This window comes from Sinorhizobium sp. 7-81, from assembly GCF_030124405.1.
Lineage (GTDB): Bacteria > Pseudomonadota > Alphaproteobacteria > Rhizobiales > Rhizobiaceae > Sinorhizobium > Sinorhizobium psoraleae.
In genome coordinates, this window is record NZ_JASKLT010000012.1 from 1 (window position 1) to 22,954 (window position 22,954).

At 63.0% G+C, this 22,954-nt stretch carries 20 protein-coding genes and 1 pseudogene; 8 read left to right on the forward strand and 13 right to left on the reverse strand.

The window, feature by feature from the left end; translation table 11 throughout:
- Window positions 1–118 (forward strand): annotated as a pseudogene (gene purU, locus QN224_RS26870) (formyltetrahydrofolate deformylase); the annotation flags it as partial.
- A gap of 203 nt (window positions 119–321) precedes the next feature.
- On the opposite strand, the gene QN224_RS26875 reads toward purU, so the two are convergent.
- The gene (locus tag QN224_RS26875; RefSeq protein WP_283979107.1) at window positions 322–1,797 is read right to left on the reverse strand and encodes a M81 family metallopeptidase; all 1,476 of its coding nucleotides are present in this window, start codon (window positions 1,795–1,797) and stop codon (window positions 322–324) included.
- A gap of 17 nt (window positions 1,798–1,814) precedes the next feature.
- Complete coding sequence (locus QN224_RS26880) at window positions 1,815–2,309, reverse strand: hypothetical protein (RefSeq protein ID WP_283979108.1); 495 nt, start codon at window positions 2,307–2,309, stop codon at window positions 1,815–1,817.
- 114 nt (window positions 2,310–2,423) lie between these two features.
- Between QN224_RS26880 and QN224_RS26885 the strand changes: the two genes are divergently transcribed.
- From QN224_RS26885 to QN224_RS26910, 6 genes are all read left to right on the forward strand, one after another.
- A complete protein-coding gene (locus QN224_RS26885) occupies window positions 2,424–2,813 on the forward strand; it encodes a RidA family protein (protein WP_269285700.1) in 390 nt (129 codons plus the stop codon).
- A gap of 21 nt (window positions 2,814–2,834) precedes the next feature.
- Window positions 2,835–3,698 (forward strand): MurR/RpiR family transcriptional regulator, encoded by an 864-nt coding sequence (locus QN224_RS26890; RefSeq protein WP_283979109.1) that lies wholly within the window; start codon window positions 2,835–2,837, stop codon window positions 3,696–3,698.
- Complete coding sequence (locus QN224_RS26895) at window positions 3,667–4,494, forward strand: SDR family oxidoreductase (protein ID WP_283979110.1); 828 nt, start codon at window positions 3,667–3,669, stop codon at window positions 4,492–4,494. The genes QN224_RS26890 and QN224_RS26895 overlap by 32 nt, the downstream gene beginning before the upstream one ends.
- 24 nt (window positions 4,495–4,518) lie before the next feature.
- Window positions 4,519–6,438 carry a beta-N-acetylhexosaminidase gene (locus tag QN224_RS26900; protein WP_283979111.1) on the forward strand — a complete coding sequence of 640 codons (1,920 nt, stop codon included), beginning with the start codon at window positions 4,519–4,521 and terminating at the stop codon, window positions 6,436–6,438.
- Between the two features lie 10 nt (window positions 6,439–6,448).
- Complete coding sequence (locus QN224_RS26905) at window positions 6,449–7,882, forward strand: M81 family metallopeptidase (protein WP_283979112.1); 1,434 nt, start codon at window positions 6,449–6,451, stop codon at window positions 7,880–7,882.
- Window positions 7,883–7,958: 76 nt separating this feature from the next.
- Window positions 7,959–9,176: an MFS transporter gene (locus QN224_RS26910; RefSeq protein ID WP_283979113.1), complete on the forward strand. Its 1,218-nt coding sequence runs from the start codon at window positions 7,959–7,961 to the stop codon at window positions 9,174–9,176.
- A gap of 39 nt (window positions 9,177–9,215) precedes the next feature.
- On the opposite strand, the gene hutU is transcribed toward QN224_RS26910, so the two are convergent.
- From hutU to QN224_RS26935, 5 genes are all read right to left on the reverse strand, one after another.
- A complete protein-coding gene (gene hutU / locus QN224_RS26915; RefSeq protein WP_283979189.1) occupies window positions 9,216–10,889 on the reverse strand; it encodes a urocanate hydratase in 1,674 nt (557 codons plus the stop codon).
- A 2-nt stretch (window positions 10,890–10,891) separates the two neighbouring features.
- Entirely contained in the window at window positions 10,892–11,707 is an 816-nt protein-coding gene (hutG, locus tag QN224_RS26920; RefSeq protein WP_283979114.1) for an N-formylglutamate deformylase, read from the reverse strand.
- A 1-nt stretch (window position 11,708) separates the two neighbouring features.
- Window positions 11,709–13,244, reverse strand: a complete 1,536-nt coding sequence (gene hutH / locus QN224_RS26925; RefSeq protein ID WP_283979115.1) for a histidine ammonia-lyase — start codon at window positions 13,242–13,244, stop codon at window positions 11,709–11,711.
- Complete coding sequence (hutI, locus tag QN224_RS26930; RefSeq protein ID WP_283979116.1) at window positions 13,241–14,482, reverse strand: imidazolonepropionase; 1,242 nt, start codon at window positions 14,480–14,482, stop codon at window positions 13,241–13,243. The genes hutH and hutI overlap by 4 nt, the downstream gene beginning before the upstream one ends.
- Window positions 14,483–14,927: 445 nt before the next feature.
- Window positions 14,928–16,112, reverse strand: a complete 1,185-nt coding sequence (locus QN224_RS26935; protein ID WP_283979117.1) for an MFS transporter — start codon at window positions 16,110–16,112, stop codon at window positions 14,928–14,930.
- A 139-nt stretch (window positions 16,113–16,251) separates the two neighbouring features.
- Here QN224_RS26935 and QN224_RS26940 point away from each other — a divergent pair, with 139 nt between their 5' ends.
- Window positions 16,252–16,620 carry a helix-turn-helix transcriptional regulator gene (locus tag QN224_RS26940; RefSeq protein WP_283979118.1) on the forward strand — a complete coding sequence of 123 codons (369 nt, stop codon included), beginning with the start codon at window positions 16,252–16,254 and terminating at the stop codon, window positions 16,618–16,620.
- A 120-nt stretch (window positions 16,621–16,740) separates the two neighbouring features.
- On the opposite strand, the gene phnN is transcribed toward QN224_RS26940, so the two are convergent.
- From phnN to phnD, 6 genes are all read right to left on the reverse strand, one after another.
- A complete protein-coding gene (phnN, locus tag QN224_RS26945; RefSeq protein ID WP_283979119.1) occupies window positions 16,741–17,328 on the reverse strand; it encodes a phosphonate metabolism protein/1,5-bisphosphokinase (PRPP-forming) PhnN in 588 nt (195 codons plus the stop codon).
- A complete protein-coding gene (locus QN224_RS26950) occupies window positions 17,325–18,464 on the reverse strand; it encodes an alpha-D-ribose 1-methylphosphonate 5-triphosphate diphosphatase (protein WP_269285685.1) in 1,140 nt (379 codons plus the stop codon). Before QN224_RS26950 ends, phnN begins: the two co-directional genes overlap by 4 nt.
- A 1-nt stretch (window position 18,465) precedes the next feature.
- Entirely contained in the window at window positions 18,466–19,173 is a 708-nt protein-coding gene (locus QN224_RS26955) for a DUF1045 domain-containing protein (RefSeq protein ID WP_283979120.1), read from the reverse strand.
- 163 nt (window positions 19,174–19,336) lie between these two features.
- Entirely contained in the window at window positions 19,337–20,851 is a 1,515-nt protein-coding gene (gene phnE / locus QN224_RS26960; RefSeq protein WP_283979121.1) for a phosphonate ABC transporter, permease protein PhnE, read from the reverse strand.
- Between the two features lie 9 nt (window positions 20,852–20,860).
- A complete protein-coding gene (gene phnE / locus QN224_RS26965) occupies window positions 20,861–21,823 on the reverse strand; it encodes a phosphonate ABC transporter, permease protein PhnE (protein ID WP_283979122.1) in 963 nt (320 codons plus the stop codon).
- Window positions 21,824–22,016: 193 nt separating this feature from the next.
- Entirely contained in the window at window positions 22,017–22,922 is a 906-nt protein-coding gene (phnD, locus tag QN224_RS26970; protein ID WP_173512387.1) for a phosphonate ABC transporter substrate-binding protein, read from the reverse strand.
- Window positions 22,923–22,954 lie beyond the last annotated feature (32 nt).

A 22,954-nucleotide genomic window follows, 5' to 3' on the forward strand; every position in this document is an offset into this window, starting at 1 on the left:
CCAGGTGCTGGCCCGGGCCGTGCACGCCCACATCCACCACCGCTGCTTCATCAACGGCAACCGCGTCGTCGTCTTCCCGCCGAGCCCGGGAAGCTATGCGTCGGAGCGGATGGGCTGACGCCGGCTGCCTCGCCGCATTCGGCGGCTATAGTCTCTCATGAAGAGATGCGGGAGGCGAGCAATAGCCCCTCACCCTAACCCTCTCCCCGCAGGCGGGGAGAGGGGACTGAGCGGTGCCACAACTCCCTTCTCCCCGCTGGCGGGGAGAAGGTCGCGGCAGCGGGGATGAGGGCGCAAACCGCCCATGCTTCCGCTCAATACTCAGGCCGCTCCTCTTTTCGGCGTATGCGGGTCCGCGATTATTGGCCAGATGTCGCGCCGCGCGCGCCGGTAAGGCGTCTTTGCCGGATCATTGGGGTAGGGCGTCCCGGCCGAGCAATAGAGGATTTTCGACGCGATTTTTGAGAATGAGGCGAAGAAATGGTTCGTCGATTTGATGACCAGGATCTTCTTCGACCGTGGATCAATGCCCATCACGGAGAAAAGGCTCGGGTCGAAGCTCTGCGCGCGCGTGGAATTCAGGATGATGTCGATGCCGCGGTAACATATGTGTGCCGCGTCGCCGAAGGGCGCGAAGCTTTCGCCGAACCGCATTTCGGCGTTTCGCACCAGGTTTATAACCTTGACCGTTCCGTCAATCGGACTGCCGGTACCGGGCGCGGATTTTGCGCCGAAGCGCAGGGGGATCTCGGCGCCTTCACCGGCGGCCATGCAGATCTGTACCGCCATCGGATCCCAGATCGTGCCGATCGCCGCGTCTGCAACGCCGCTGGCGAGCAGTTCTTCGAGCACCACCGTCGCATCGCCCGCCGTGCCGCCGCCGGGATTGTCCCACATGTCGGCGATCACGACTGGACCCGCAGTCGCGGCGATTGCCTCCGCGACGGCCCGGCGTTCGTCGATCTCCGGCATGCGGTACGTGCCGCGCTTGGCGAAGAGTTCCAGGCCGAGGGCGCTGGCAAGCGCCTGGCCTTTTTCCCGGGCGCCGTCTGTCACCGCGATCATCTTCGTGCCCATCTCCGGCACGTCGCCCGCCATGAAACCGTGAACGACCGAAAGCGACAGTACATCCGCGTCGTCTTTCTCGATCTGCATAAGCTTGTCGACGAAGCTGCGCATCGGCTCACGTGACGTCGGGAACACGTCGATCATCCGGCAGTCGAAAACCGACATCACCGGCTTGACGCGTCCTTCGAGCGTATCGACGGCGATCCGCCACAGATCCTTGGCGCGATCGACGAAATCCGTATGCGGGAACTCCTTGAAGAAAACGAAGAAGTCAGCCGCCGCGACGCGCTTGTCAGTGAGATGACTATGCGGATCGAGTTCGGCGCAAAGGAGCACATCCGGCCCGATGATTTCGCGGATGCGCGCCAGCAGATCGCCTTCCGTATCCTCGTAGCCGTCCGCGACCATGGCGCCGTGCAATCCGAGAACCACCGCATCGACGGGAAGGGCTGCCCGCAATTGGTCGACGATCTCGTCACGCAGGTCTTCGTAGGTCTGCCGATTGACGAGACCGGCGGGATCCGCCCAGGCGGCCGTCCCCTCGATCAGCTGCCAGCCCTTTTCGGCCGCGACTTGCCGGCCGACGGTGATTGGTGCGGTGCAGAGCGTCGGCGTTTCCGGATGGGCGCCCGGCGGTGCATAGAGCGAGGCCTCGAAGGCGCGCTTGTCGATGCAGATTGGAGAGAAGGTGTTGGTCTCGGTCGCCAGGGCCGCCGTGAAGATACGCAATGCTGTCGCCTTTTTGCCTAGGCCCTCGGTCCCATCGGGTTGGGCAGATAGCCGGTGAACCCGCAGATTTTCCACCGGCCATGATGCAGCCGGCAATAATAGACGGTCTGCCACTTCATCACATCATAGCTGCCGTCTGTCTTCTTCAGGCCGCCGTCGAATTTCTTGCGTGCCAGCGCCAGGTCGGCGTTGATCTCGATATCTTCGAGCGTGGTGGTGGCGAAAATCGCCGCCCGTGGATCCTCGGCAAAGGATTGGCCGGCGAAGTCCTTCGCCTGCCGCACCCACTCGTCCCGGTAAGCGGCAAGTGACGGGAAGGACAGGCGCCAATTGTCCGGGCTCGTTTCCCGCCTTGCGTCGATGCCGATGAAGCCATCCTCGACGAAATCTTCCGCGACCAGCGACCAATCCGCAGCAAGAAAAGCGTCGATATCGCGTGTCACCAGCATGTCCCAGATCGAATGCCGGGCAGGATCTGATGTGGGGAACGGATTCTGGAAGGGATCCCGCATTGTTTTGCCTTGGATTGAAATTCTTTTCATAAATGAGGATTTTCTCTGGCCAAAATCCGTATTCTATGGTCACTTGTCAACGCATAAAGAAAATAATTTGCAAGAAGGTTCTTCATGTCTATCAAGCGTTATGGCGCCGAGCAGGTCGGAGCGGGCGGCAAACCGCTGCCGTTCGCGCGCGCTGTTGAGGCTGATGGCTGGCTGCATGTCTCCGGTCAGGTCGCCATGGAGAACGGCGAGATTATCGACGGCAATATCGTCGCCCAGACGCACAAGGCGATCGGCAATCTGCTGGCCATTTTGAAAGAGGCCGGTTACGGTGTCGAACACGTGGTGAGGGTCGGCGTCTGGCTGGATGATCCGCGGGATTTCTGGAGTTTCAACAAGATCTATCAGGAGTATTTCGGCGCTCATCCTCCTGCGCGCGCCTGCGTGCAGTCTTCGATGATGGTCGACTGCAAGGTTGAAATCGACTGCGTCGCCTACAAGCCGAAGAACGCCTGAGAATAAAGGGGTGGGCGTTCGATGGATATTTTCGCGACATTGCAGGAGGAGAAGGGGCGGCTATCCCAGTCGGAGAACCGCATTGCCGATATCCTGCTCAATGATTTCGAATTTGCCGTGAACGCCTCGATCATCGAGCTTGCGGGCAAGGCCGACGTGTCGCCGCCGACGGTGACCCGCTTTTGCCGGCGGCTCGGCTGCGAGAGCTTTTCCGACTTCAAAGTGCAACTGGCACGTACGGCCTATATCGGCATGCGGTATCTGAAGCCCGAGCCGAAGAGCCAGGAACCGGCCGACGTCGCGCAGGACATCATTACCAAGGCGCAGAACGCACTCTTCCTTCTGCATCGCTCGCTCGATCTCGCCGCGATCGAAGAGACCGCCGAGCGGCTCGCCAGTGCGGAAATGATTTACGCCTTCGGTTCAGGCGGCAATTCGTCGATGATCGCCAGCGAATTGCAGAACCGCCTCTTTCGCCTGGGCCTGCGCATCACCTCGAGTTCCGATCACAGCATGCAGTTGATGATGGCGGCCGCGGCCAAGCCGACCGACGTGCTGATAGGCTCTTCCTTCTCGGGGCGCAATGCGGAGCTCGTGCGTGCCTTCACGCTCGCCCGCGAAGCCAAGGTTCCGACGATCGCGCTGACCCAGAGCGGCAGTCCCGTTGCGCTCGCGGCCGATATCGCCGTGCCGGTCGACCTGCCGGAAGGCAACAACATCTACCGCCCGACATCCACGCGCATCGCCTACCTAGCCCTGCTTGATATCATCGCCAGTCTCGTCGCCTACCGCGTCCAACTGCAGGCGACGACGACGCTGAGGCGGATCAAACAGCAACTGGTGGTGCACAGGGATGGCGACGATCGCCAGCTTCTCGGAGACTGATGTGCCGAACGATTCCCGCACCAAGAAATCCGTAGCGATCGTCACCGGAGCGGCCGGCGATATCGGGCGCGCGATTGCGAGGCGCCTTGCCGATGATCACGAGGTGGTCGTGCTCGCGGACATCGATGGAAATGCGGCGGAGAAGGTCGCGCGCGACCTCGGCGCGCAGGACCGTTTCGCAGCCATCGCCTGCGATGTCACGGATGCCGCGAGTGTCGCCTCGATGGCGGCGGCGGCCGGATCGCTCGGAGCCGTGCGCACGCTCGTCAATAATGCCGGTGCGGCGCGCGCCGTCAGCCTGCACGACACGACGCCGGAGATCTGGCGCATGGACAATGCGCTCAACCTCGAGGCGGCCTTCCTTTGCTTCCGGGCTGTCGAGGACATGCTGAAGGAAAGCCGAGGATCGGTCGTCAACATCGCATCCGTCAACGGCATGAATGTCTTCGGCCACCCGGCCTATAGCGCCGCAAAGGCCGGTCTCCTGCATCTGACCCGGCTGATCGCGGTCGAATACGGTAAATTCGGTATCCGCGCCAATGCGGTGGCGCCTGGCACCGTGCGCACCCAGGCCTGGGAAGCACGCGCAGCCGCCAACCCGCAGATCTTCGAAGAGGCGAAGCGCTGGTATCCGCTGCATCGCATCGTCGATCCGGAGGATGTCGCCAATGCCGTCCAGTTCCTGGCAGGCCCCTTGGCCAGCGCCATATCCGGCGTTTGCCTGCCGGTCGATTGCGGGCTTACCGCAGGCCAGGCCGAACTCGCGCGCACCTTTTCCCAGTCCAGCCATTACTGACAAAGCCATATCGGGAGGACGCTCATGCAGCCGGTTTTTTATCGCCTCGAATCTGCCTGGCAACCGGATGGCGGCCCATTCGGACGCTTCACCTTCACCCTCGTCAACCTCACTGACGACCCTCTCAGCGACTTTCGCCTCGTCTACACATCGCTGACCCGCGTCATCGATTCTGCCGCTTGCGAGAACGCCGTCTTTCTGCGCCGCAATGCCAATTTCCACGAATTCGCACCGCCAAAGGGATTTGTCCTTGGCGCGGGCGAAAGCTGGACCTTTACGATCAGCGGGCTGCACCGGCAGGCGAAACACTGCACGGATGGCGCAAAATCGGCCTATCTGACGCTTTCCGACGGCCGGCATGTGCCGGTGGCCGTTTCCGACGTGCTGCTGGAAGGGGCGGCCAGCGAACCGCCGCCGCAACGCCTGCCGGAAGGCAAGCTCGTCCTGCCCTTCGCCTTGCAGCCTTGGCCGGCGAAGATCGACGCCGTGCCGGGCGATGGATTTCCGGTTGTTCTTTATCCGGCATCCGGGAGCAGCAAGGATGAGATCAGGGCGGTCGACACGGTGCTGGCGCTCTTTCATCGTCTCTTCCAAGGAGGTCACGCGCCCTTCACGCTCGCCTCATCCCCACAGGGTCGCGCGATCGTCTTCGCCGCGAGGCCCGATCTCGATCCCGAGGGCTACACGCTGGCCTTCTCCGAGCGGGAAATCCGCCTCGAATACGGGGCAGCTGCCGGCCGGCAATATGGTCTGACGACGCTCGCGCAGTTGCTTGATGGGCCGCGCAGGGAAGGGGGCAAGTTCCGCTTTCCCGTGTCGGGTACGATTTCCGACCGGCCCCGCTACGGCTGGCGCGGCTGCCATCTCGACGTCTCCCGCCAGTTCTATCCGACCGCCGACGTCATGCGGCTCATCGATATCCTTGCATGGTTCAAGCTCAACATCTTCCACTGGCATCTGACGGATGACGAAGCCTGGCGGCTGGAGATCAAGGCCTATCCGACGCTGACGACGCTCGGTGTGCTTCGCGGCCCGGACGAGCCGATGCTGCCGCAACTCGGCAACGGTGCGGAACCGGTCGGCGGCTTCTACAGCCAGGACGAGGTGAGGGCGATCGTCGGCCATGCCGGCGCGCTCAATGTCGAGGTCGTCCCGGAGATCGACATTCCCGGCCATAGCACGGCCGCGCTCGTCGCCCTGCCGGAGCTCTCCGATGGACAGGAGGCCCCGGAAAGCTATCATTCGGTCCAGGGTTACCCCAACAACGCATTGAATCCGGCGATTCCGCTCACCTACGAATTCCTCGAAAAGGTCTTCGACGAAATGGTCGAGCTATTCCCGAGCCAATATATCCACGTCGGAGGCGACGAGGTGGCCAATGGTTCATGGCTTGCCTCGCCGCTGGCGCGCAAGCTCATGGAACGGGAAGGCATTTCCGGCACCTTCGCGCTGCAGTCCTACTTCCTCAAAAAAGTGAAGCAGATGCTGACGGCGCGCGACCGCAAGCTCGTCGGCTGGAACGAGGTCGCCCATGGCGGTGGCGTCGGCACGGTAGGCACGCTCCTGATGGCCTGGGAGAATCCCAAGGTCGGGATCGAACTGGCGCGCGAAGGTTACGACGTCGTGATGACGCCGGGGCAGGCCTACTACCTCGACATGGCGCAGGCCGAAGCCTTCCAGGAGCCGGGCGCGAGCTGGGCCGGCACGGCAACGCCGGCGCACACCTATGCCTATGAGGCGGAAGGCGAATTCCCCGAGGAGCTGAAGCACCGCATGAAGGGCGTGCAGGCCTGCATCTGGTCGGAGCATTTCCTCTCGCGCGGCTACTTCAACCGCCTCGTCTTCCCGCGTCTCTCCGCCATCGCCGAAGCGGCCTGGACGCCGAAGGCGCAAAAGGACTGGCTGCGTTTTGCCGCGATCGCCCCTCTAAGCCCCATCTTGTGAGTTTGTAGCCATGCGGATTGCCGTCGGTGGTATCCATACGGAATGCAGCACCTATTCGCCTGTCTTGATGACGGTCGAGGACTTTCGGGTGCTGAGGGGAGCTGAGCTCCTGAAAGCGGACTATTTCAGTTTTCTTGAGGCCGACGGCGTTGAGCATGTCTCTCTCCTTCATGCACGGGCCGTGCCCGGCGGTCCCGTTTCGCGCGGGGCTTACGACGCCTTCAAGACGGAATTCCTGGAGCGGCTTCGCGCTGCGCTGCCGCTCGACGGCCTCTATCTGGCGATGCACGGGGCGATCAAGGTGGACGGTATGGACGACGCCGAGGGCGATTGGATTTCGGCTGCCCGCGCAGTCGTCGGCCCCGATTGCCCGATCGCGACGAGCTACGATCTCCACGGTAATGTAAGCCAGAAGATCATCGACCAGATCGACATTTTTGCCGGCTACCGCACCGCGCCGCACATCGATACGCGCGAGACGATGGTCCGGGCCTGGTCGATGCTAGTGGAGGCGCTGCGGACGGGAACGCGGCCAGGCGTTGCCTGGGCGCCCGTGCCGCTGCTGCTGCCGGGGGAATGCACGTCCACGGAAGATGAACCTGCCAGAAGCCTTTACCGGCGCCTGCCGGACTTCGATGCGCGTCCCGGTATTCTCGATGCCAACCTGATGGTGGGCTACGTCTGGGCGGACGAGCCGCGGGCGACCGCCTGCGCAGTCGTGACCGGTTCGGACAAGGCGGTCGCCTCGAAGGCGGCGGAGGAAATCGCCACAAGCTACTGGAACGAGCGGGAGAATTTCCGGTTCGGTCCGGTCACGGGGCCGCTCGAAGCGATGCTCGACATTGCCGAGGAGACGGCAACGAGGCCCGTGATCCTCGCCGATTCCGGGGACAACCCCACCGGAGGCGGCGTCGGCGACCGAGCCGACGTGTTGAGGGCGCTTCTCGCGCGCGGCTGGCGGGACGCACTGATTTCCGGCATCGCTGACCGGCCGGCTGTAGACGCCTGTTTCGCGGCCGGCGAAGGCACGACGCTGGCTTTGAGGCTCGGCGGCAGCCTCGACCCGTCGAGCCCCGTGGCGGAGGTCACGGCGACTGTCGTGCGGTTGGACGATCCGGGACCGCTTTCCGAGCGCCAGGCGGTCATCCGTGTTGGCCAGATCGAAGTGGTGATGTCGGCGCGCCGGCGTCCATACCACAACATCGAGGACTTCCGCCGCCTCGGTCTCGATCCGAGCACCGTGCGCCTACTCGTCGTCAAGTCCGGCTATCTTTCGCCGGAGCTTGCGCCGATTGCCAATCCCAACCTGATGGCGCTGACGGACGGCGTCGTCAATCAGGACATCGCGAATCTCACGAGCGTACGCCGCCAGCGGCCGGTCTTCCCGTTCGACCGCGGTTTTGATTTCGAGCCAAGGGCGCGCTTCTCGGCTCGTTGGACCTGATTCAAAGCCAGCCTTCCCGCAACGACCGCCCGTCTGGCGGTCCCCCTCACAAGACTTCGCACTCGCGGATTGAACCATGTCTTCCTCGTTGCTCTTTGCCATGCGCAACCCGGCCATTCGGGCGAGTGTGCTTGCCATCTTTCTTTTCGGCGTCTCGGGTGCCGCGACCTCGCCCTATCAGTCAGTGGTCGGGATCACCGAGCTTGGCTTGAGCGACGGTTTCTATTCGGCTCTGATCTTCGTTGCGGCGCTGGTCAATGTCACCGTCAGCGTCACCGTCGGCATCGTTGCCGATCGCGTTGGTAACTACCGGACGCTGATGTTGGCGGTCATTCTCTCTGGCGCGGTCGGCTACGGCCTGGTCTACGCCCTGCCGACGAAGTCGAGTTTCGTCGTTGCCACGTTGCTGCTGCTGCCGATCTACGGCGCACTCAACTCGCTCCTGTTCGCCAATGTCCGCACCGCCGCGAACGGCATGGGCGGAAAGGATGCGGCAGCGGTCAATTCCGGGGTGAGGGCGGCCATATCGCTCTCGTGGGTTCTGGTTCCGGGATTGGTCGGCTTCGTGCTGTCGGCGCGGGGCAGTATGCTGCCCGCCTATCTGCTGGCGAGCCTCGGCTGTATCGCCAATCTGCTGCTGGTGTTCTTCCTGCTGCCGGCTCAGCGCGGGGGCGATCCTGTCCTGAGCAAGCGGCTTTCCTATCTGGCGTCCTTCGCCGAAATTCTTTCGCCGCGTGTTCTTGCCCGGCTTGCCGCCATGGCGCTCATCTGCTCGACGCTGCATGTCAACGCGGCGGTGCTGCCGTTGATCGTCACCGGTGCTGCCGGCGGCTCGGCCACCGATATCGGCATCGTCGTCGGTGTCGTGGCGCTGCTGGAGGTGATCTTCATTCTGGTCTGGGGACGGATCCAGTATCGCCTCAACTATATCGACGCACTTGCGCTTGGAACGGCAATCTACGTCGTCTATATGGCGCTGCTCGGCTTTTCATCCCGGCCTTGGCATATTTATGCGTTGACGCTCATCAGCGGCTTCGGTGCGGCAGCGCTGATCAGCATCCCGATCACCTACCTGCAAGACCTGATTGCCGACCGTCCGGGGCTCGGAAGCTCGTTGATTGCGGTGAACATCTTTCTGGGTGGAGCGCTCAGTGCGGCGCTTTTCGCGCTCGGCACCCGCATCAGCGATTATTCCGGAACAGCACTGCTTGGTGCGGCTGCGGGGATTGCAGGCTGCGCCTTGCTGTTGTTACTCGACGGCGCCCGCCGCAGGACGGTTTCCATCTCGCAGTAAAGGATAGCGGGAGACCGAGACGGCCTCCCGCGTCTTTCGTCAGTTCCCGAGAATGCCGGGCAGGCGCAGGCCCTTCTCCTTGGCGCAATCGAGCGCAATGTCGTAGCCGGCATCGGCATGGCGCATGACGCCCGTCGCCGGGTCGTTCCACAATACGCGCTCGATGCGACGGTCGGCGTCCTCGCTGCCGTCGCAGCAGATGACGACGCCCGAATGCTGCGAGAAGCCCATGCCGACGCCGCCACCGTGGTGGAGCGAGACCCAGGTCGCGCCGGAGGCCGTGTTCAAGAGCGCGTTCAGGAGCGGCCAGTCGGAAACGGCATCGGAACCGTCCTTCATCGCTTCGGTCTCGCGGTTCGGCGAAGCGACGGAGCCGGAATCGAGATGGTCGCGGCCGATGACGATCGGAGCACTCAGCTCGCCATTGCGAACCATTTCATTGAAGGCAAGGCCGAGGCGGTGACGGTCGCCGAGGCCAACCCAGCAGATGCGTGCCGGCAGGCCCTGGTAGGCGATGCGCTCCCTGGCCATGTCCAGCCAGTTGTGGAGGTCCTTGTTGTCCGGCAGCAGTTCTTTCACCTTGGCGTCGGTCTTGCGGATGTCCTCCGGGTCGCCCGACAGTGCCGCCCAACGGAACGGGCCGATGCCGCGGCAGAAGAGCGGGCGGATATAGGCCGGCACGAAGCCCGGGAAGGCAAAGGCGTTTTCGAGCCCTTCTTCCTTGGCCATCTGGCGAATGTTGTTGCCGTAGTCGAAGGTGGGGACGCCCATGTTCTGGAAGGCGATCATCGCCTCTACGTGCTCGCGCATCGATGCGCGTGCCGCCTTTTCGACGGCCTTCGGGTCGTTGACACGCTTTTCCTTCCACTGGCCCATCGTCCAGCCCTTTGGCAGGTAGCCGTTGACCGGATCATGGGCGGAGGTCTGGTCGGTGACCATGTCCGGCCGAATGCCACGGCGGACCATTTCCGGGAGGATTTCCGCCGTATTGCCGAGCAGGCCGACGGATTTCGCTTCGCCTGCCTTGGTCCAGTGATCGATCATTTCCATGGCCTCGTCCAGCGTCTCGGCCTTGGCATCGAGATAGCGGGTGCGCAGGCGGAAATCGATCGAGTCCGGATTACATTCGACGGCAAGGCAGCAGGCGCCAGCCATGACAGCGGCGAGCGGTTGCGCGCCGCCCATGCCGCCGAGACCACCGGTCAGCACCCACTTGCCTTTCAGGTTTCCGCCATAGTGCTGGCGGCCGGCTTCAGCAAAGGTCTCATAGGTCCCCTGGACGATGCCCTGGGTGCCGATATAAATCCAGGAGCCGGCGGTCATCTGGCCGTACATGGCGAGACCCTTCCGATCTAGCTCGTTGAAGTGGTCCCAGGTCGCCCAGCGCGGCACGAGGTTGGAATTGGCGATCAGCACGCGCGGGGCGTCCTTGTGGGTGCAGAAGACACCGACCGGCTTGCCGGACTGGACGAGCAGCGTTTCGTCTTCGTTGAGATCCTTGAGCGTCGCGACGATCCGGTCGAAGTCCGCCCAGGTGCGGGCCGCCCGGCCGATGCCGCCATAGACGACGAGTTCGTGCGGGTTCTCGGCAACATCCGGGTCGAGGTTGTTCATCAGCATGCGGAGCGGTGCCTCCGTCAGCCAGCTCTTGGCGCTGATCTCGGTTCCGCGCGGGCTGCGGACCTCGCGAATATTGTGGCGCGGATTGTTCATGTTCATGCCTCGCTCCCTGTCAGTTTGAGGTCGAATGCTGTTGCTTCGATGCGTTTCAGAATGGTTTTGAGATGGCCGCGAAGCCGTTCGGCCTTGGCGGAATCCAGCGAGAAGGGCGGCGCTTCGGTCGCCAGGTGTGTCGCCTGTGCAAGTTCCATCTGGATCGCGTGGACACCCGTTTCGGGCCGACCATAGTGACGGGTGGTCCAGCCGCCCTTGAAGCGACCGTTCAAGATACTGGTGTAACCCTCTGCCGACGCGGCGATTTCTGCCGTTGCCCTTTCTATTTCGGCGGCGCAGGTCTTCCCCATGTCCGTGCCGACATTGAAGTCGGGCAGCGTCCCTTCGAAGAGGAACGGAATATGCGAGCGGATCGAGTGGCAGTCGTAGAGCACCGCCACGCCATGGGTCGCCTTCACGCGCTCGATCTCGGCGGCGAGCGCCGCGTGATAGGGAGCATGGAAATCGCGAAGTCGCGTCGCAATGTCGGCCTCTGTCGGTGCCTGACCCTCATTCCAGATCGATACGCCGTCGAAGTCGGTCTCCGGCACGAGGCCGGTTGTGTTCTGGCCGGGATAAAGGCTTACGCCTTCCGGGTCGCGATTGGCGTCGATCACGTAGCGATGGAAGGTCGCGCGCACGGTGGTGGCATCCGGCAGAAGCCCTTCGTAGAGCTCGTGAATATGCCAGTCTGTATCGGCGAGGATGCGGCCGTTGTCGTTCAGCCGCGCCCAGATCTCTGCGGGCACGTCGGTGCCCGTATGGGGAAAGCCAAGGATCACGGGTGATGTGCCTTGCCGGATTTCGAAAACCGCCATGTCAGACATCCAGTTTCGGGAGGATGCCGGCGGAGACGGCAGCATTGAGAGTGCCGGAAGCGACCAACTCGCCGGCCGCCCTTAGGTCGTCAGCCATATAGCGGTCCTCTTCGATCGTCGGTGACACGCTGCGCACGGCAGCCACGGCTTTCGAAAGCTCGGGGCTGGTCGTCAGAGGTGCCCGGAATTCTACACCCTGGACGGCCGTCAGGGCCTCGATGCCGATGATCGAGAACAGGTTGTCGGTCATCTGCAGCAGGCGGCGTGCGCCGTGGCAGGCCATCGATACGTGGTCTTCCTGGTTGGCGGATGTCGGCGTCGAATCGACGGAAGCCGGATGCGAGAGTTGCTTGTTCTCCGACATCAGTGCGGCGGACGTAACCTCGGCGATCATCAGACCCGAATTGAGCCCCGGTTTCTTGGCCAGGAATGCCGGCAGACCGTAGCTGAGCGTCGGATCGACGAGAAGTGCGATGCGGCGCTGCGCGATGGCGCCGATCTCGCAGACCGCGAGCGCGATCTGGTCGGCGGCGAAAGCCACCGGTTCGGCGTGGAAATTGCCGCCGGAGACGACGGAGTTGTCGGAAAGCACCAGCGGGTTGTCGGTGACGGCGTTTGCCTCGACCGTGAGCGTCGCGGCAACCGAACGCAGGAGATCGAGGCAAGCGCCATCGACCTGCGGCTGGCAACGGATGCAGTAGGGATCCTGCACGCGTTCATCGCCCTCGATATGGCTCTGCCGGATCTCGGATCCCTCGAGCAATTGGCGAAGAGCCGCAGCGGTGTCGATCTGGCCTCGATGGCCGCGCAGCGTGTGGATATCGGGATGGAAGGGTGCGGACGATCCCATTGCGGCATCGGTCGAAAGCGCCCCGGTGATGAGCGCCGCCTGCGCGGCGCGGTGGGCACGGAAGAGCCCGGCGAGCGCCAGGGCGGTGGACGCCTGTGTGCCGTTGATCAGGGCGAGGCCCTCCTTCGCGGCGAGCGTCACGGGCGAAAGTCCGGCCTTTTCAAGCGCGGCTCCGCCCGGCATGCGCTCACCATCGAAGAACGCTTCTCCGTGGCCCATCATCACGGCTGCCATGTGCGCAAGTGGCGCAAGGTCGCCCGATGCGCCCACCGAACCCTTTTCCGGGATCAGCGGGATCACGCCCCGTTCCTGCATCGCCTCGATCAGGCGGACAAGTTCAAGGCGAACGCCCGAAGCGCCGCGGCCGAGCGAAACGAGCTTCAGCGCCATGATCAGCCGGACGATGTTTTCCGGCAGAGGCGCACCAACGCCGCAGCAATGCGACAGGATGAGGTTGCGTTGCAGCCTTTCCACGTCGGCACTGTCGATCTTGATCGAGGCAAGTTTGCCGAAGCCGGTGTTGATGCCATAAACCGGCGCATTACCGGCGGCGATTTCGGCGATGCGAGCGGCAGCCTTGGCAATGGCGGCGTCGAAGGCGGGATCGAGGCGTGCCGGTTCCCGGGTCCAGTAGATCGTCTCCAGATCCTTGAGCGGAACGGAGCCTGGCTTAAGTACGATAGTCATTGGCCGATTCTTTCGCCTTTAAAGATGCGCTGATGCAGCGGATTGAAGCCTATCCGATAGATAAGCTCGGCAGGCTCATCGATGTTCCAGATCGCGAGGTCCACGGACTTGCCGACTTCGATCGTGCCGGTCTTGTCGAGGATCCCGAGCGCGCGTGCGGCTTCACGTGTGACACCCGCGAGGCATTCGTCGACGGTCAGGCGGAAGAGCGTCGCCGACATGTTCATGGTGAGAAGCACCGAGGTCAGCGGAGAAGTTCCCGGGTTGCAGTCCGTCGCAATGGCGATGCGCGTGCCGGCGGCGCGCAACGCTTCGACCGGCGGCAGTTGCTTTTCCCGGAGTGTGTAGAAAGCGCCGGGGAGAAGAACGGCAACCGTTCCGGCCGTTGCCATGATGGCCGCGCCGTCTGCGTCGAGATATTCGAGATGATCGGCCGACAGCGCGCTGTAGGAGGCCGCGAGTTTGGCGCCGCCGAGATCCGAAAGCTGCTCGGCGTGAAGCTTGACCGGCAGGCCAAGCGCCTTCGCGGCGTCGAACACCCGGCCGATCTCGGCGGGGGAAAAGGCGATGCCCTCGCAGAAGCCGTCAACCGCGTCGACGATGCCCTCGGAATGCGCACGCTGCAGGCCGGGCAGCACGATGTCGCTGATGTAGTCGCCGTTGCGGCCCTTGTATTCGGGCGGTGTCGCGTGGGCGGCGAGATAGCTCGTGACGATGCGCACGGGGCGCAACGTTTGCAGTCGGCGCGCCGCCCGCAGCATCTTGAGTTCGGCGTCGATATTCAGCCCGTAGCCGGACTTCACCTCGACCGTCGCGACCCCCTCCGCCAGCAGGGAATCGAGCCTAGGAAGCGCGGCTTCTACCAGCTGTTCGACCGACAGGGCATTGGTCGCCTTCACCGTCGAGGCAATGCCGCCGCCGGCGCGCGCGATGTCCTCGTAGGTGGCGCCTTCGAGCCGCATCTGGAACTCACGCGCGCGGTTGCCGCCATGGACGATGTGGGTGTGGCAGTCGATGAGCGCCGGCGTCATCCAGCGGCCTTCGCAATTGAAGACTTCATCGGCCCGGGAGAGGTCCGCGGGCAGGTCATTCTCGGAGCCGGCATACATGATCCGGTCCCCGCGTGTGGCCACGGCGCCGTTCTCGATGATGCCGAGCGGCCCCAGATCCTCGCGAAGCGTGGCGAGGCGCGCATTGCGCCAGAGGCTGATTCTGCCCGAATTCGCGTTTCCGTCCATTGGTCACCGCCCTTCGTTCGCTATAATGTATATACATAATATCAGTGTGACAAGCGAAAAATCACGGCGTCACCACACGAAAGTGCTGGTTCTGCCGGGAGCTTGGAAACATAGCGTGATCGGCCGCAAGGAGGAGGTTTCCGCGCAGGCGCCAGAGGTAGCGGCTGTCGGTTGGTGTGCGATGCGTCACCGGTGAGGCTGTGTGCTGCAATCCGAGCAGCGGGATCGGCCGCGCCCCCGCTACGGCATCGAGCCGGGAAGCGAGCGGGTTCCGCCCGCTTCGATTCCTCGCCTTGGTCTATGCGTTCGAAAGCACGGTGTCCGAGACGAGCGGTTCGGCTCGACTCGGACACCCGCGTACTCTGGGCACCAGCTTCATGCCGGGTTGAACCCAGCATCGAATTGCGCAATTACCGGACGGAAAACCGCTGCAACTTTTCCTGGTCTATTCCGCCGGGGTAGCGGCGAAACGCCGCCGGTAGGAGCGCAGCCCAACATAGAGCACGGCGAGCGCGGCGACCGGAAACAGCGCTGCAAAGAAGCCGAGGTCGGCTGCGGCCAGGTTTTCCAGCACCCGCCCGCCGATCGCGGTGCCGCCGGCAATGCCGAGATAGATCGCCGAGGCATTGAGCGACAGCGTCAGATGCGCCACGTCCGGTGCGAAGCCGACGATGCGGCTCGCCTGCGCCGGCGGGAATGCCCAGCCGATGATGCCCCAAGGCAACATGATGCCGATGAGCAGCAGGCCGGCCAGGTTGGGCGCGAGGAAATGCAGTCCGAAGGCGATCACCAGCGACACGATAAGCGCGGATATCAGCGAAAGCACGACCATGCGCGTCGCGCCGATCTGGTCGGCCAGATAGCCGCTGGAAAGATTGCCGATCACAGCGCCGACGCCGAAGGCGAGCAGCAGGCCAGGCAGCGACATTGGTGAAAGCCCCGCACCGTCGATCGCCAGCGGCGCGAGGTAGGAGATGATCACGAAGGCGCCGGTGAGATAGAGAAACGTCACCATCAGCGACGATGCCACGCCCGGACGGCCAATGGCAGCAAGGCGCTCGGAAAGCGTCAGCTTGGTTCCGCTGAGGCCTCGCGGCAGGCGCAGCCATAGCACAATGGCGCAGGCGAGCCCGAGCAGTGCCACCGCACCGAACGTGCCGCGCCAGCCCCAGACAGTAGCGATCAGCGCGCCAAGAGGCGCACCCAGCGCCACCGCGAATGTCGTGCCGCCCACCACGATCGAGATCGCCAGCGCGCGGTGCTCCGGCCCGGCCAGGGAAACTGCTGTCGCCTGGGCGGTGGCAGCAAACAGCCCACTCGCCATTCCCATCACGATCTGGGCAAGCAGGAGGGTGGTGAAGGAGACGCTTGTCGCGGCAATGCCGTTGCCCAGCACGAAGGCGAGCATTGCAGCGACCAGCAGCCGCCGCCTGTCAGCCGCCCCGGCCAGTGCCGAAACCAGCGGCGCGCCGATGGCATAGGAAAGCGAAAACACGGTGATCAGGTGACCCGCATGCGGAACGGTCGTGTGCGTGTCCGCCGCAATCGACGGCAAAAGGCTCGAAAAGACGAAGCCGACCGTGCTCATGGTGAAGGAGCCGACAGCGAGCCAGATAAGGCGCTTGTCCATGGGGGGATCCTTTGTTCAAAACTTATTGAACTATTGAACTTGATCGATTGCGATGTCAATATGCAGTCGTTCTACTAGCCCTCCGTAAGCGGCGGGCAAGCCGCATCGAACCAGGATACCAGCCAGCTACTTTCGAGCCATGACCTTACCCCATCCCAATGCCGATCAGATCACTCTGTCCAACGTGCTCGCCGCTCTGGGCGACCCAACACGGCTGGCGATTGTCGGCTATCTCGCCCGCCGCAAGGGGCAGCCGACGATGTGCCTGAACTTCACGAATTTCGGGTCCAAGACCAATATCAGCTACCATCTGGCCAAGCTGCGCGAGGCGGGGATCACCCGCACCGAGGTCTCCGGCACCAGCCGGCTGATCACGCTGCGGAGAGACGAGCTCGATAGCCGCTTCCCCGGCCTGCTCGATTCTATCATCGCAGCCGCGGTGAATCTTCCCATGGTGAAGAAGATCGAAGAAGCCGCAGAGGAGGCGCTGGTGCAACGCGATCCGTGACGGCCATTTCCGCAGAGGCATTGATCTCGGCGGCGCGGTCCCGCGGATGTTCCGGAGCAGGTGGCGTTTCCGGCCAACAGACGGAGCGAAGAGGCTGCTCGCGCGCAGCCGCTCCTTTGCTCACGCGGGATGTGGAATCTCGGAGCAGTAGCGCTCGACGAGCGCGACGAAACGGCTTCCGGCGATCTCGAGCCGGCCGCTATTGTCGATCACCGTCACATCCGGGCCGGTGATGACATCGGGTGTCTGCCGCGCCAGCCGGCGCAGCACATCCTCTTCGCTTTCGCGTCCCCGTTCGGCAAGCCGCTTGGCCAGTATCGGCGCATCGGCCGTGATGACGGCGACTGCGATGTCGCCGAACGCCGCGCGAATGGCGGGGAGGGCCGCGCGGCTGCCGTTGACGATTGCCGTCATGCCACTCGCGACCTTGCCTGCGATGTCCTTCGGGATGCCATAGCTCAGACCATGCGCGTGCCACGAGACGGCGAAGGCACCGTTTCGCTTCATCTCGTCGAACTCCACGGCCGATACGCTTTCATGCACTTCGCCGCCGGCATCCGACGGACGCGTGATCACGCGGCGCACGAACAGGACATCGGGGCGCTGTGCGAAATGGCAGGCGGCAAAGCCCATGACACTGTCCTTGCCGGCGCCGCTCGGACCGACGACGACGACAAGCGTCCCACGGTTGTTTCTCGGAGCGGTCATGCGACACGCCGTCCTTCGCGCCAGACGGAGCGAACAACCGGGATGCCCTGTGGACGATGAACACGCGCGATATCGGCGCGCAGTCCAACGGCGATCCGGCCGCGATCGTCGAGACCAACGGTGCGCGCCGGTGTGGCCGTGACCATCGCGATCGCCTGGGGAAGATCGATCGCCTCGACCTCATCGGCCAGAACGAAAGGCGCATGGATGAGGCTGAAGGGAACATAGTCGGAGGAAAGCACGTCGAGCACGCCGCGCTCGGCGAGATCGCGGGCGGCGATGTTGCCGGAATGCGATTTGCCGCGCACGATATTCGGCGCACCCATCAAGACGCTCAAGCCCGCGCGATGGGAGGCTTCCGCCGCCTCGAAGCTCGTCGGGAATTCCGCAAGCCGGATGCCGTAACCGATCGACTCTTCGACATGCTCGATCGTCGCGTCATCATGGCTTGCAACGGTAATGCCGCGTGCGGCACAGGCCTTCGCCAGCGCCGTGCGATGAGGCGCGGCGTAACGGGCGGAAAGCGCCTGTTGACGCTCGACGAACTCGGCGAAAGCCTCGTCCGAAAGGCCGCGCTTCGTCTTGTAGTAGAGCGTGTACTGCTCCATCGTCTGGAATTGGCGCTGTCCCGGCGCGTGGTCCATCAGCGAAACGAGCCGAACCTGCGGGTCCTCTCGGAAATCCTCGTAATGATCGAGGACGTCGGAGGTCGAAACCTCGCAGCGCAGATGGATGAGGTGGTCGGCGCGCAGGCGGCCTTCCGTCTTGGCCTGCGCCAGGGCGTCGGCCATGCTGCGCATCTCGCCCTTCTGGAAGCCGCCGTCCTCGTCCGAACCCAGACGCAGGCAATCGAAGACCGTAGTGATGCCGGACGTGACGACCTGCGCGTCATGGGCCTGGATCGCTGCGATCTTCAGCCAGCGTACGCCCGGGCGCGGAGAATAATGTGCCTCCAGATGATCGGTGTGGAGCTCGATCAGGCCGGGCAGCAGGTAGTCGCCTTCGAAGTCTTCGCCCGTGCTCATCGTACCTTCCGAAATATCGGCGATCCGGCCGTCGCGGATAAGGACGGAACCGTTGACTATTCTATCCTCGAGAACGATGCGGGCGTTGCTCAAAACCTGTTCTTTGCTCATCTCATGCGATCTTTCGTTGGGACGCGCCGCCAAGCGGCAATAAGGAATGGACGGTGAAGGGGGCGCCGCGATGGGGCTCTACGAAGAGCGCGACCGTCGAGACGTCGAGCGGCTTGCCAATGAACGCGTCAAACGCAGCGGTGAGCGTCTCGCGCATCACGGAGCGCGTCTCGACGGGCACCGGCCCCGTCAGCGTCAAATGGAACTGGAATTCCTCGAAGACGTAAGGGTAGCCCCATGTCGTAAGATACTCCCGTTGACGTTGCGTAAGCCTTTCCGGATTGCGGCGAGCAACATCGGTATCCGTCAGCGGCGCCCGGAACGGCTCGAAACGACGGACGGCCTGCTCCGCGAGATTCCGAAGGGGGGCACAGTCCTTGGCCGAGACCAGTGCGAAAAAGGGGCCGATCTCGTGCAACACGATCCGCGGCACTTCGAAGGGGTCGATCTCCGCCGCAAACTCGTCGAAGGCCGCCAGCAGATCAGCTTCGCTCTTGCCTTGCGCGAGATCGAACGGCGCCTTCAGCGTTCCGTGAAAGCCGTACCGCCGGGGATCTGCCGTCAACGCAATCTGATCGTCGTGTCCGAGCCCGGGGACTTCCGGCCAACTCAAAGCTCCGTCAATAAAGGCATCGCGGCCAAGCCAACGGGCTGCGGTCTGCGTCAACCGGTCATCGGCCGGCGGCGCGAAGTAGATTGCATAACGCACGAGTCTCACTTTCTGTATCGACTGCCCATCGTAGGCGGGGCGATGGTTCGCAGGGTGCGATGCGCAGCTAGCCGATTTGCGTGACAACATCATGATGACTTCGGTGATAAACGCAAATCGGGTCGGAGCGGGATGGGGACCTCCGGTTGAAACGACCCGAGACCTAATGCGCCTTGCGCCCCATCAGTCGCGAGCGGCACGCGTTTGAGATGCTGTCGAAAAAGAAGACAACCATCAAGATCAAAAGCACCATATAGGCGACATTTTCCCAATCGGAGTTGGTCCGCATCGCCTCCCACAGCTTGAGCCCGATGCCGCCGGCGCCGACCGCGCCGATGATGGTCGCCGAACGCGTGTTCGACTCCCAGAAATAGAGCGCCTGGCTTGCGAAGACTGGCAGAACCTGCGGCAGCACGCCGAAGCGCTGCACCGCAAGCGGGGTGGCGCCGACCGATTTCACGCCTTCGCGCTGCTTGTCGTCAATGTTTTCAAGCGCCTCGGAGTAGAGCTTGCCGAGCGTGCCGGTATCCGTGACGAAGATAGCCGAAATACCGGCGAGCGGTCCGGGTCCGAAGGCGCGCGTGAAGAAAAGCGCCCAGATGAACATGTCCACCGACCGCAAGAAATCGAAGAAGCGCTTGACGAGCTGGTTGGCGAAAAGGTTCGGCGTGATGTTGCGTGCAGCGAGGAAGCAGAGGGGAAAGGCGATCAGCGATGCGAACAGCGTGCCGACGAATGCCATGACGATCGTCTGCAGGAGCTTCGTCCAGACGTCGAGATGCTGCCACTCCGCATTGTAGAGAATGTTGTTCCAGGCAAGCGAAAGGTTGGAGCGTGCCGGATCGATCCGCTCGCCGGAGACAATCAGCGATGCCACTTCGCCATAGGGCTTTCCGAAGAACGGCGAGTTGGTGTCGAAGAGGAAGTTCGCCCAGCCAAAGAAACGATTGCGGACCGAGACTTCGTCGCCTTCGACCTCGGCCCAGCCCGTCAAGCCGAAGGAAAGCGTGATCTTCTCTCCCGGCCGCTTCTGCGTAGCCCAGCGGGGCAGGGGACCCTGCGGCGTCACCTTATCGGCGCCGTCGACGGTGATTGTCAGCGTCTCACCACCGTGCGTCGCCTTTACCACGCGATCGGCAACTTCGATATGCGTCGAGCGATCGTAAGTAACGAGCGCGCGCGCTACGACCCCTTCGCTGCGGGTCTCGACCCGGTCCTGCGCCTGCGCCGCTTGGGTACCGCCGACCGCGGCATTCGGCGCCATGAAACTGAACGATGAACTCGCCTTCGGCTTCGACACCTCAACAGCGGCGGGCGCCTCGATCGTCCGGGTCACGGTCTTCTTCTCGAGGGTGACCCAATCGGGGTCGGGATTCGAGCCGAGCGGCGAATTGCGCTGATAGGAGACGGTCATGGTGCCATCGGCCGCAATCTCGATCTCCGGTCGGACCTCATAGGTGACCCAATCGGCGAGATAGGTGCCGGCGATGCCCCAATTGGCGTTGGCAAGCACATGGCCGATCGAAAAGAACCACCAGCAGAAAGCCATGTAGAGCAGCACGCCGACGCCGATCAGCGCAGTCCTCAGCCTTTTTTCGGAAGAAGACTGCAGCAGGTGCGGATGGCGGGCCGCTATGGCTTCCATTTCAAGAGTGCTAGGCTTGGTCGAGGCGGTCATGATGCACTCCTATTGGGCAAGCTGAAAGGCCTGGTCACCAACGAGGCGCCGGCGGAGCCATGCGGAGACCTGGTCGACCGCAAAGATCGTCGTGAACAGGAGCATCACGATCGCGAGCGTTTTCGCCTCGTGGCCCTGGCCGATCGACAGGCGCAGGAGCTCCCCGATACCGCCGCCGCCGACGGCGCCGATGATCGTCGAGGCGCGCACATTGATTTCGAGGCGGAGCAGGAAATAGCTGGTGAAATTCGGAAGAACCTGCGGGACGATACCGAACCAGACCCGCTCTATCCAATTGCCGCCGACGGCGCGCAAGCCTTCCTCCGGCTTCATGTCGGCATTCTCGACGACCTCGAAGAACAATTTGCCAAGCGCGCCGATGGTATGAATAGACACCGCCGCAATCGCCGGAATGGGGCCAAGCGACAGGATGGCCAGGAAGAAGCCGGCGATAACCACCTCCGGGAAGGCACGCACGACTTCCATGAAGCGGCGCACAATGCCCCTGATCCAGGGATTGGGCATCAGATTGCGCGCGGCAAGAAAACAGAGAGGGAAGCCGAAAAGGACGCCGAGCACCGTCGAAAAGATGGCGATGTTCACCGTTTCCAGCATCTTGTGGAAGTATTCGGGAATGTAGAGGCTGTCGGTGAGATAAAGCCGGCCATCCGGATAGTTGTACTTGAAGCTGCCGTCGTCATAGGGCGAGGGCAGGTCGAACATGGCACGGACGATCTCCATGGCATCGCGCGGCATCAAGTCTCCGACGAAATCGAAGATATGCGGGAGGCGGTCGAAGAACTTGCCGGCATTCGATCCGTTCGCAAACCAGAGCGAGGAGCAGAGCGTCAGAGCGAGTAATGCCAGACCCAGGAAGGTGTAAAGGCGGCGGCGGGCATTGAGCTCCTGCCAGTGACGCTCCACAAGAGCGCCGCTCTCGCTGAGCTGCCGGGAAAGCACGGAAGTGGCCATGGGGTTTCCGGCGTGTGCCGGCCTCTTGAGGTGGATGCTTGTGGCAGTTCCAGACAATCAAACGCTGGCCGCTACTGCATGATTTCTAAGTCGAACTCGATCTAAGGATAAAATCATGCAGCAGCTCAAACTCGTTGCAGCGCCGCTGTGCGGCGCTGCAACATGGCCAGCGTGTATCTGAATGCCTTGGCGATCAGCCGCCGATCGTTGCCTTGCGGGCGTCGATGATCGGCTTGTAGAAATCGCTGTTGACTTCGGTGAAGCCCGTGAAGTCGCCACCCTGGATCGCCGAGAAGCAGGCGGCGTCGGTCTTCGGCAGGTCCATCATGAACTGCTTGAACTTCGCTTTCATGTCGTCGTTCATCGAAGTGCGTACGACGATCGGGCCGTTCGGGATCAGCGGCGACTTCCAGAGCTCGACGAGGTCGTTCATGTCGAGGATGCCCTTGTCGACCATCTTGCGCAGGTTGCCCGAGGTGTAGCCGTCCTTGAATTCGCCGACGCCCGAACCGAAGGTCGTGCCGGCATCGAAGGTGCCCTTCACGACTTCGAGGACGAGGTTCTCGTGACCGCCGCCGAAGCCGGTTTCACCGAAATATTCCTTGACCGGCCCGCCAATGGCTTCCGGAAGCGTGACGAGCGGAACGAGGTACCCCGAGGTCGAGTCGGGATCGGCGAAGCCGAGCTTCTTGCCCTTGAGGTCTTCGAGCTTGGTGATGCCCGAATCCTTGCGGGCGACCATGATCGAATGATAGCCGGTCGAACCGTCGGTCTGAACCGTCGTCAGGATCGGCTCGACCGCGTCTGCCTTGGCGAGGTAGATCTTGGCATAGCCGGAAGCGCCGAGTTCGGCATAGTCGAGCGTGCCGCCGAGCAGGCCCTGGATGACGCCGTCGTAGTCGGCGGCCGGGAACAGCGAAACCTTTTCAACGCCGATCGCGGCTGGCAGCTTGTCGACCAGGCACTGGAAGTTGCGCAGGCGGTCGGCTTCGTTTTCGCCGCCGAGGATGCCGATGCGGAATTCCTTGAGGTCTTCGGCCTGGGCCTGGCCGACGAGGGCGAAGAGGGCAACAGCGCCCAAAAGAGCTTTCTTCAACATGATGTTTATCTCCCGTTTATCCGGCCGCGCCG

What these genes read in the sequence shown, in the direction of transcription:
- QN224_RS26880 (WP_283979108.1), bottom strand. Translation starts at nt 2,309, where the DNA reads ATGCGGGATCCCTTCCAGAATCCGTTCCCCACATCAGATCCTGCCCGG.
- QN224_RS26885 (WP_269285700.1), top strand. Translation starts at nt 2,424, where the DNA reads ATGTCTATCAAGCGTTATGGCGCCGAGCAGGTCGGAGCGGGCGGCAAA.
- QN224_RS26890 (WP_283979109.1), top strand. Translation starts at nt 2,835, where the DNA reads ATGGATATTTTCGCGACATTGCAGGAGGAGAAGGGGCGGCTATCCCAG.
- QN224_RS26895 (WP_283979110.1), top strand. Translation starts at nt 3,667, where the DNA reads ATGGCGACGATCGCCAGCTTCTCGGAGACTGATGTGCCGAACGATTCC.
- QN224_RS26900 (WP_283979111.1), top strand. Translation starts at nt 4,519, where the DNA reads ATGCAGCCGGTTTTTTATCGCCTCGAATCTGCCTGGCAACCGGATGGC.
- QN224_RS26905 (WP_283979112.1), top strand. Translation starts at nt 6,449, where the DNA reads ATGCGGATTGCCGTCGGTGGTATCCATACGGAATGCAGCACCTATTCG.
- QN224_RS26910 (WP_283979113.1), top strand. Translation starts at nt 7,959, where the DNA reads ATGTCTTCCTCGTTGCTCTTTGCCATGCGCAACCCGGCCATTCGGGCG.
- hutU (WP_283979189.1), bottom strand. Translation starts at nt 10,889, where the DNA reads ATGAACAATCCGCGCCACAATATTCGCGAGGTCCGCAGCCCGCGCGGA.
- hutG (WP_283979114.1), bottom strand. Translation starts at nt 11,707, where the DNA reads ATGGCGGTTTTCGAAATCCGGCAAGGCACATCACCCGTGATCCTTGGC.
- hutH (WP_283979115.1), bottom strand. Translation starts at nt 13,244, where the DNA reads ATGACTATCGTACTTAAGCCAGGCTCCGTTCCGCTCAAGGATCTGGAG.
- hutI (WP_283979116.1), bottom strand. Translation starts at nt 14,482, where the DNA reads ATGGACGGAAACGCGAATTCGGGCAGAATCAGCCTCTGGCGCAATGCG.
- QN224_RS26935 (WP_283979117.1), bottom strand. Translation starts at nt 16,112, where the DNA reads ATGGACAAGCGCCTTATCTGGCTCGCTGTCGGCTCCTTCACCATGAGC.
- QN224_RS26940 (WP_283979118.1), top strand. Translation starts at nt 16,252, where the DNA reads ATGACCTTACCCCATCCCAATGCCGATCAGATCACTCTGTCCAACGTG.
- phnN (WP_283979119.1), bottom strand. Translation starts at nt 17,328, where the DNA reads ATGACCGCTCCGAGAAACAACCGTGGGACGCTTGTCGTCGTCGTCGGT.
- QN224_RS26950 (WP_269285685.1), bottom strand. Translation starts at nt 18,464, where the DNA reads ATGAGCAAAGAACAGGTTTTGAGCAACGCCCGCATCGTTCTCGAGGAT.
- phnE (WP_283979121.1), bottom strand. Translation starts at nt 20,851, where the DNA reads ATGACCGCCTCGACCAAGCCTAGCACTCTTGAAATGGAAGCCATAGCG.
- phnE (WP_283979122.1), bottom strand. Translation starts at nt 21,823, where the DNA reads ATGGCCACTTCCGTGCTTTCCCGGCAGCTCAGCGAGAGCGGCGCTCTT.
- phnD (WP_173512387.1), bottom strand. Translation starts at nt 22,922, where the DNA reads ATGTTGAAGAAAGCTCTTTTGGGCGCTGTTGCCCTCTTCGCCCTCGTC.